Source organism: Lachnoclostridium sp. An14 (assembly GCF_002160755.1).
In the GTDB taxonomy this organism is placed as follows: domain Bacteria; phylum Bacillota; class Clostridia; order Lachnospirales; family Lachnospiraceae; genus Lachnoclostridium_A.
In genome coordinates this window covers 1-1,654 of sequence record NZ_NFLE01000081.1, presented here as the reverse complement: position 1 = coordinate 1,654, position 1,654 = coordinate 1, and the positions used below count along the sequence as shown (strand labels likewise).

The 1,654-nt window shown below is 39.1% G+C and carries 1 protein-coding gene; it reads left to right on the top strand.

Going from position 1 to position 1,654, the window contains the following annotated elements; genetic code table 11:
- Window positions 1-164: 164 nt before the first annotated feature.
- Window positions 165-1,490, top strand: coding sequence for an IS1380 family transposase (locus B5E84_RS20170; RefSeq protein ID WP_087226754.1), 1,326 nt, complete (start codon window positions 165-167; stop codon window positions 1,488-1,490).
- Window positions 1,491-1,654: the final 164 nt, after the last annotated feature.

Genomic DNA, 1,654 nt, shown 5'->3' with positions numbered 1-1,654 from the left:
CCTGAATTATTCACGACTTTGCCACGAATGTGGCTGAAAGCCACATAGTTACTGTATTTTAACTGAATATTGCTTTTCACCTATCAAGTGAATGAAAAAAGAGCATCCATTTGTGGTAAAATTAAGGTGTCTAATCAAAATAAATACCAACAAAGGAGCCCTTTATGAGTATTGTAAACACCTTATCACTAGAAAGCAATAGACAAATTAAAATAAATTTTGATGGAGGAGATTTATCCTCCGATGCAGGATTGCTTCTTATCAAAGAATTCGTAAGCAAACTTGGTATTGATAATCTTTTAGGCAAAGTTTTCAAGACCAACGATTCTGCATTATTCAGATATCATACAGATCAGAAAAACCTGCTCCAGATGATATATATGATCATTGCAGGCTACTTCGAAGATGATACTTCCGATGAACTTACAAATGATCCTGTATTCAAGTCTGTACTTGAAAAAGACACCCTTGCATCACAGCCTACGCTATCAAGATTCTTTAACCGTATGGATGAAGATACCTTAAATCAGTTACTTATGATTGGCAGAATACTCCGAAAGAGAGTTTATCGTATTCAGATGCCACAGGCTGTTATTCTGGATCTGGATTCCACTCTTCTTGATGCATACGGCAAACAGGAAGGCAGAGCCTTTAACTTTCATTATCAAAGCAATGGATACCATCCACTTGTCTGTTATGATGGAATGACCGGAGATCTGGTAAAAATCCAGCTTCGTGATGGAACCGAGTATTCCTGTACCGGAGTGGTTGACTTCCTGCAGCCGATACTTGATGAATACCTGAATGATTATCCGGCGATCCGTATTCTGCTTCGTGGTGACAGCGGTTTCGCTACACCTGATCTTTATAAGCAGTGTGAGGAAAACGGCACAAGCTATGTGATCCGGCTGAAGGAGAATGGCATTCTCCGCAAAAAAGCATCCTATCTTGTGGATGAGCTTGATGAGATCACCAAAAATAATAAAGTCGATTATGCAGTAGCCTATGGCGAATTCATGTATAGAGCGAGTTCATGGCCTTATGAAAGGCGTGTGGTATGCAAGGTTGAAAAGCCGGAAAACCAAATGGTTTACATGTACACATTTGTTGTCACAAACATGGATTCCTCACCAGAGTATCTCATCAAATTTTACTGCAAGCGGGGGCTGATGGAAAACTTCATTAAAGAAAGCAAATCCGGTTTTGATTTTGCATCCGTAAGCAGTCATACCAGAATGGTAAATGCCAATAGACTGCAGGTACATGCTCTTGCGTATAACATATTTAATTGGTTTAGAAGATTGGTGTTATCAGCAAATATGCGAAAGCAACGCATTGATACCGTCCGTTTAAAATTGCTGAAGATTGCTGCAAAAGTAGTTCATTCAGCAAGATATATCACATTCAAACTGTGCAGCAGTTGCCCCTATAAGAATGAATTCTATGAGACACTTTCAAATATCGGCAAGCTGAATGTACAGCTGGAATAGCAACTATTAACGAACATTGACAGCTTAACAACTGCTCTGAACTCTGCCACAGGGATTTTATACCCTTTTGACGGGTTAATTGAGTGATGTTATGGCTGCATGGATCAATTTTCAGATTCATGGTACTGTTATCAATTCAGATACTGTTCCGTGAATAATTTAGG